Origin of the sequence: Pseudoxanthomonas yeongjuensis (genome assembly GCF_010093345.1) — a bacterium.
Classification (GTDB): Bacteria; Pseudomonadota; Gammaproteobacteria; order Xanthomonadales; family Xanthomonadaceae; genus Pseudoxanthomonas_A; species Pseudoxanthomonas_A yeongjuensis.
Window position 1 is genome coordinate 1 of record NZ_PDWT01000015.1, and the last position, 806, is coordinate 806.

Sequence of the window (806 nt, forward strand, 5' to 3'; positions counted from 1 at the left end):
GTCGGAATGCGGCTCCAGTCGAACGCTTCGCCGGTGCCGCCGGCACCGCCGCGACGGTGGCTGTCGAACAGGAAGCCGTCGGCGTTGGGCCAGCGCTGCTGCAGGACATGGGCGTCCCAGGCTTCGCCGGACGCCATCGGCACCGCCTTCATCCATGGCACGCGGAACGCGCGGCAGAACGCATCGTCCTCGTCGCCATGGAACTGCAGCAGGGCCGGACGCACCTGGCGCACGACTTCGCGCACCTCGGCGGCGGTGTTGTCGCGGAACAGCGCGACCGCACTGACCATCGGCGCCAGCGCGAGCCGCAACTGGCGCGCTTCGGCCGCGGTCAGCCGGCGCGGACTGGCATGGGCGAAGACGAAACCCACCGCATCCACGCCCAGTTCGCCCGCCAGCCGCACGTCGCCCGGACGGGTCATGCCGCAGAACTTGATCCGGGTGCGATAGAGGGTGCGGTTCACAGCGTCACTTCCGCGGGAAGGGCCCATTGGGGAGGATACAGCGGACGCAGGAACACCAGTCCCTGCGGCGGCGCGGTCGGCCCGGCCAGGGTGCGGTCGCGCCCGGCCAGCAGCTGCGCGATCCAGCTTTCCGGTTGCGTACCCGCGCCCACTTCGAGCAACAAAAAAAAAAAATCAAACAGACGACAAATGATGCACAAAAGTCACAACACTCAGATTAAACATCAGATACGCCAGAACGAACTAGAACCACAAAGCCTTCTTCAGGATTGATCACATCAAATCGCAAGCATGAGTTGTGACTAGTAAACTACACTGCTAGCAGGGTCAACTTGTACTATA

The 806-nt window shown here is 63.6% G+C and carries 1 protein-coding gene and 1 pseudogene; both read right to left on the reverse strand.

Annotated elements, in window-relative coordinates; genetic code table 11:
- The coding region (locus tag CSC74_RS17305; RefSeq protein ID WP_162315756.1) for a phosphoribosylanthranilate isomerase at positions 1 to 464 on the reverse strand (464 nt) is incomplete at its 3' end.
- Positions 461 to 625 (reverse strand): annotated as a pseudogene (locus CSC74_RS17310) (tRNA pseudouridine(38-40) synthase TruA); the annotation flags it as partial. The pseudogene CSC74_RS17310 and the gene CSC74_RS17305, both read right to left, overlap by 4 nt.
- Between the last annotated feature and the right edge of the window lie 181 nt (positions 626 to 806).